Below are 5,794 nucleotides of genomic sequence, written 5' to 3'. Positions count from 1 at the left end.
TCCCAATGAGGCAACAATCAGCCCCAAACTTAAACCATGTAAAACCCAACTGATCAAAAAAGCAAACACGCCAGCGTACAGCAATCGAATGGAAATCGAAGGTTGGTCCTCTACTTTGGCTGCATCCAGTTCGGATTTCGTTATTTTTTGTGAAAACAGATTTATCAGCCGAGATAAGAAGGGTAATGAAATAAACAATACAAATAGAATCGCTGCGGGTACCAATACAGGCCGCGATTGAATGGACTGAATCCAGGTGGGCCATTCGGCAAGTTGGTCTGCATTGATGACATAAGGTACCAGCGCCAGAAAAAGCACCAACCCCACACCCATCACCGCCAACGTCTCATAGGCGGCCGTTAATGCTGCTACCGAAACACGCACTCTAAACTCTTTCATCAGTGTCGCGCGAATGAGTAAGACTGAGATTTTACCGGGAATATATTTTCCCAAATGACCACAATAATAAGCCCTCGCGGTGGGCCAGAACCCCGGGCTGTCGCCCGATTCAATCATCATTCGCTGCCAGAACCAGACAGAAGGTAGCCAGGCAACGATACTGCACACACCAGACAGAATCAGCCACATTGGCTTGATCTGGATTTCCGAAAGGGCTTCGCGCTGCTCCTGATAAAGCTGATATCCCTGACGCCCCACATAATAAAGGACCAACGCCAGTAATGCCCCTTTGATTAATTTCCAACCCCAGGCCGAAGCGGGTTTCAAAGAGGGTGTGTCTTGTGGTTCGGACATAAACAGAATGAGCTTTATCAGAAAGAATGAGACGAGGCGAATGATAGACTCAAAAGATCAACTTGAACCACTCTCTTCTTTGGGCATCGCAAACAGTTTTTTCACAGAGTCACGTCGTAGGATGATAATGGTATAAACACCAATGAATGTACCGAAGGGAAGCATTAGACATTCTGCAATTGCCACGACCAGACAAAGAGTATAATTTTCATAGAGAGCCAGGGATTGTCCTGCCAGAATAATGCAAAACAAAATTGCGATCCCAATTAAAAACAATATAAAACCGAAGCCTATCAAGAGCGCCACTTGTACTTCAGAGTTCGTTTTTTCAAGGTCTTTTCGATAATCATCGACAAGAATAAAAATCTCCTGATAGTAAAAGTAAGATACAAACAGGTTCAGAATTCCATACAGGATCTGTATTTGGGAAAGTCGCTTAAGATGTTTTTTGTCTTGATCCATGCTGATTGTCAATCATTTTTTTCGTTTTAAAAATACATCATCTCAACGTGATACTTAAAAAATCTCTCTCGTTTAAATTCAGGGATTCGTAGCCGTTTCTGCTATGGGAATCGGTTGCACTTCGTCTGACTCACGAAATCGACCCGTCTCCAAAAACCGTAGAGTATGCGTAATCGCTTCTGAATCACTCATCATAAAGGAATGTAAAATGGGTAGTAAGATGTAATCAGCAGCGCCCGGTAATCGTGTGCTATGTACTCCCACTGTACCATCATTGTCTCCACGAATCAGTGGATTGTATCCTTTCAACGTATTCCGACCTCCCGCAATAATTCCAAAAGGGAATGGAGGCGTGGGCAGGTCGGCAATAAAATCGTTGTTCTCCTCGGTTACCAGCTGTTGACCGGCAGGACCAAAGATAACTTTGAACAATAAGTTGGATCTAAACCGGTCCGCCATATCAGCACCTTTGTTAGGTACTCCCAACATCACCATCCGCTTCACTCGGGTATCGACGACTGATTGTTGATCAAGCCATGAACGAACCACGAGCCCTCCCATACTATGTACGACCAGATCGATTTCTTCGATTCCCTCTAATGAATGAATTACCTGTTCCAGATATTTTGCATTCTCGGGTATCGTTCGTTGAGTGCTGGGATAATCGAAAGGAACTACTAGCCGACCTGTTTTTTGACAGGCAGCCTTCAATTTATCGAATGATTTTGAGGAACGAATAATGCCATGAATCAAGATCACGGCTTTCCCCTGCATTGGTTTCAGGTGTTCGGCTTGTTTGATTTCTTCCAATCGTTTCTGGCATTCTTCCAGTGTTCCACTTGCATGACGCTGATCTGCAGAGTTTAACAGACGATAATGTTTACTGATCACGTTCTGCTGAATTTTCCAGCCTTGAAAAAACTGTACATCACCCCAGAATTGACGTCCACCCATCGTTTTCATCTGTAGCACCTTCTTTTCAATTTCCCTATATTTTTCCTGCTGAGTCGATTTTCCTGGTTCATCGGCACTGCAATTCGCCGAGAAATATACGACTAGAACGATTCCCCGCCAGAAAGCTAAATTTTTTTGCATATTTCGTAATCCACGCTATCACGATCAGGCTCTTACCAAGTAATTTCCTACAAAGCATTGTATCGATTCGGCGAATATATAGAATGCCTTTTAAATAAGTCCTCGACTTTTTTATGATAGCCCCTCGATTCACTGACAGACCATCATCCAGCTATAGATCGCTAATCACTTTGAGAATCAGAGATTTCCTCTAGAAGGACCGTATTTCGAATGGACCAGCAAGCTACATCAGCAGACAATCCTCTTCTCGTTTCAGAAGGGCTACCCCTCTTTGACCGCATCGAACCACAACACATTCATCCAGCCGTCCAGGAGCTGCTCAAACAGTCCCAGGTCAATTTGAAAAAAATTGAAGAAGAGGCAGAACCAACATGGGAAGGTTTATTGCAACCTCTGGAAGAATTGGATTATCCCTGGGAACGATCTTGGGGGCCTGTCGGACATTTACTGGGTGTCAAAAACACCCCTGAATTACGTGAAGCCTACGAAAGCGTATTACCAGAGATTGTGGCTTTCTCGTTAAGTGTAAAACAAAGCAAACCGATTTATGACGCAATGAAGTCACTGCGAAACAGCGAAAAATGGGACGCGCTTAACAATGCACAACAGCGGATTGTCGAAAAAAATCTTCTGTCAGCCGAACTCGCCGGCATCGCGCTCACAGGGGAACAACTGACGCGATTCAATGAAATTGCAACCGAGTTGTCGCGTCTTGCTACCAACTTTGCCAACAACGTCCTGGATGCGACCAAAGCGTTTACACTCATCATCACCGATACTGAAGATGTAGCTGGTTTCCCCGAAAGCCTTAAACAATTGACGGCCCAGTCCTACAATACTTGGGACGAAAAAGAGGATGATACCGAAGCAACTCCTGAGCAGGGCCCTTGGAGAATCAGTCTGGATTTCCCCTGCTTCGGTCCGTTCATGCAACACTGTCGAAATCGAACATTACGAGAAAATGTCTACCGGGCATTTATCACACGCGCTTCTGAAGGAGAAGTCGACAACACGCCCTTGATCCCCCAGATCCTGAAACTGCGCAAGGAAAAAGCCGAGTTGCTTGGTTATAAAAACTTTGCAGAAATCAGCCTGGCGGAAAAAATGGCTCCCAGCATCGAAGCCGTTCTGGAAATGGAGGAACGACTCCGATCGGCTGCCTGGGACGCTGGTCAACAAGATTTGAAAGACCTGCAAAACTTTGCCTCCGAACAGGGCGAAACCGAGCCCATCATCCAATGGGATTTTGCCTTCTGGTCCGAACGATTACGCGAGCAGCGATTCAGTTATACGGACGAAGAATTGCGTCCGTATTTCTCTCTGGAGAAAGTACTGGATGGTCTTTTCCAACTGGTAAACCGACTGTTTGGCATTACCGTCACGCCTGTTTCTACTGGAATTCCGCTCTGGAACAATGAAGTCCGCTATTTCAATATTGCCAATGAAGAGGGAGAAACGATTGCCGGTTTTTATCTTGACCCGTATGCACGACCTGCAGATAAACGGGGAGGTGCGTGGATGGATGATTGTCTGGGTCGCAAAATTGTTGGAGGAAAGGTTCAAATTCCAATCGCACATCTGATCTGTAATTCGACGCCGCCCGTCGGGTTGAAGCCTTCACTGATGACGTTTAGAGAAGTAGAAACGCTGTTCCACGAGTTTGGACATGGATTACAGCATATGCTGACAACAATTAATGAAGCGGATGCAGCCGGCATTAATGGCGTGGAATGGGATGCGGTTGAGTTGGCCAGCCAGTTCATGGAAAACTGGTGCTACCATAAACCAACCTTACTCGGCATGGCCAAACATTATGAAACCGGAGAAACCTTGCCAGATGACTTATTTGAGAAAATCAAAGCAGCGCGCAATTACCAGGCAGCCACACAGATGCTGCGACAAAACCAATTTGGCATTGTCGATTTGAAACTTCATAGCGAATTCGATCCTGATGGCCCACAAACCGTATTCGACGTGCAGCGCGAGGTCGGTCTAACAACGACAGTGCTGCCTATGCTTTCCGAAGATCGTTTTCTGTGTTCGTTTCAGCATATCTTTGCAGGAGGATATTCGGCGGGCTATTTCAGCTATAAATGGGCTGAAGTCCTAAGTGCCGATGCCTTCAGTGCGTTTGAAGATGCAGGCCTTGATGATGAACGAGCGGTGGTAGAAACAGGCAGACGCTTCCGAGATACGATTCTCGCAATGGGTGGCAGTCGTCATCCGATGGAACTCTTTAAAGAATTCCGGGGGCGCGAGCCAAGCCCTGAACCACTTCTCAGGCATACTGGATTGACTTAAAAAGCAAGTCACTCTTTGATTCGGTAAAGGATCGTATGCTCGTACACTGATTTCCACATAGAAAATCTGGGATATTAAGATCTGGTGCACTTTGATTTTGGTCAAAATTACAGCGAAAAATCGTCTAGCGGCTGTCGTGCTGATGACGCGGTACCACTCGAAAACTTCGGTATTTAATCAGGCGATGATTATCGAAAAACGGCGATTCCAGACTGTACGCTAAAATGCTTGCAGGAAATAAGTTCGAGTGATATGATCCTGCCAATTCAGCAGTCCAGTTCTCCTGCACTTAAGACTTAAACAAGGACGGTATTTAGATGACAAATCATCTTGAGCAGGCAATTAAAGATAAAACGGCAATTATTGGCATCATCGGGCTAGGTTATGTCGGGCTCCCCTTGATTGATGCTTTTGTCAATACGGGATTCAAAACCTTAGGGTTTGATGTCGATCAAAATAAAGTCGATCAATTGCAAGCCGGCAAAAGTTATATCCAACATATTCCCTCAGCAACGGTAGCCAGCTGGCTTGAGAAAAAACAGTTCGAATCGACGACAGATACATCACGGATGAAAGAAGCAGACGCATTGCTGATCTGCGTTCCAACGCCGCTTACTTCCAGTCGAGATCCCGATTTAGCCTATGTGGAAAATACAACCAGTGCCATCGCAAAAACATTACGGCCCGGCCAACTGGTAGTATTAGAAAGTACAACCTATCCCACAACGACCAGAGATGTATTACTCCCCATTTTGGAGGCTACTGGCCTGAAAGTGGGTGAAGATTATTATCTCGCCTATAGCCCGGAACGGGAAGATCCCGGCAACCCGAATTTTTCTGCTGCAGGAATTCCCAAAGTGGTAGGCGGCATGGAAGAAAACAGTCTACGGATTGCCGCCGCCTTGTATGAACATGCGGTTGTAAACGTCATTTCTGTGTCTTCACCTGAAGTCGCTGAAGCGTGTAAAATCCTGGAGAATACTTACCGCGCTGTGAACATTGCGATGGTTAACGAACTCAAAACTTTATTCGACCGCATGGACATTGATGTCTGGGAAGTGATTGATGCAGCGAAAACCAAACCTTTCGGATTTCAGGCCTTTTATCCTGGTCCTGGTTTGGGCGGCCATTGTATCCCCATCGATCCGTTCTATCTAAGCTGGCTGGCCCGTAAGGAAGGTTT

Annotated in this window: 5 protein-coding genes; 2 read left to right on the top strand and 3 right to left on the bottom strand. The window is 45.8% G+C overall.

The features are described from left to right. The 3 genes from Q0668_RS10680 to Q0668_RS10670 form a co-directional block, all read right to left on the bottom strand. Positions 1-753 (bottom strand): hypothetical protein (locus Q0668_RS10680; RefSeq protein ID WP_298864058.1); only part of this gene is annotated, 753 nt, incomplete at its 3' end. Between the two features lie 57 nt (positions 754-810). Beyond that, entirely contained in the window at positions 811-1,215 is a 405-nt protein-coding gene (locus tag Q0668_RS10675; RefSeq protein ID WP_298864055.1) for a hypothetical protein, read from the bottom strand. A 78-nt stretch (positions 1,216-1,293) separates the two neighbouring features. After that, positions 1,294-2,310 carry an alpha/beta fold hydrolase gene (locus Q0668_RS10670; RefSeq protein ID WP_298864052.1) on the bottom strand — a complete coding sequence of 339 codons (1,017 nt, stop codon included), beginning with the start codon at positions 2,308-2,310 and terminating at the stop codon, positions 1,294-1,296. A gap of 210 nt (positions 2,311-2,520) precedes the next feature. Between Q0668_RS10670 and Q0668_RS10665 the strand changes: the two genes are divergently transcribed. Continuing rightward, positions 2,521-4,611: a M3 family metallopeptidase gene (locus tag Q0668_RS10665; protein WP_298864050.1), complete on the top strand. Its 2,091-nt coding sequence runs from the start codon at positions 2,521-2,523 to the stop codon at positions 4,609-4,611. Positions 4,612-4,928: 317 nt separating this feature from the next. Then, the coding region (locus Q0668_RS10660; RefSeq protein ID WP_298864047.1) for a nucleotide sugar dehydrogenase at positions 4,929-5,794 on the top strand (866 nt) is incomplete at its 3' end.

It is taken from the genome of uncultured Gimesia sp., from assembly GCF_937910335.1.
GTDB lineage: Bacteria > Planctomycetota > Planctomycetia > Planctomycetales > Planctomycetaceae > Gimesia.
This window is presented reverse-complemented; position numbering and strand designations above follow the sequence as displayed.

Bases quoted from the DNA above. Each gene is read 5' to 3' on its own strand.
- Q0668_RS10675 (WP_298864055.1), bottom strand. From the start codon at position 1,215: ATGGATCAAGACAAAAAACATCTTAAGCGACTTTCCCAAATACAGATC.
- Q0668_RS10670 (WP_298864052.1), bottom strand. From the start codon at position 2,310: ATGCAAAAAAATTTAGCTTTCTGGCGGGGAATCGTTCTAGTCGTATAT.
- Q0668_RS10665 (WP_298864050.1), top strand. From the start codon at position 2,521: ATGGACCAGCAAGCTACATCAGCAGACAATCCTCTTCTCGTTTCAGAA.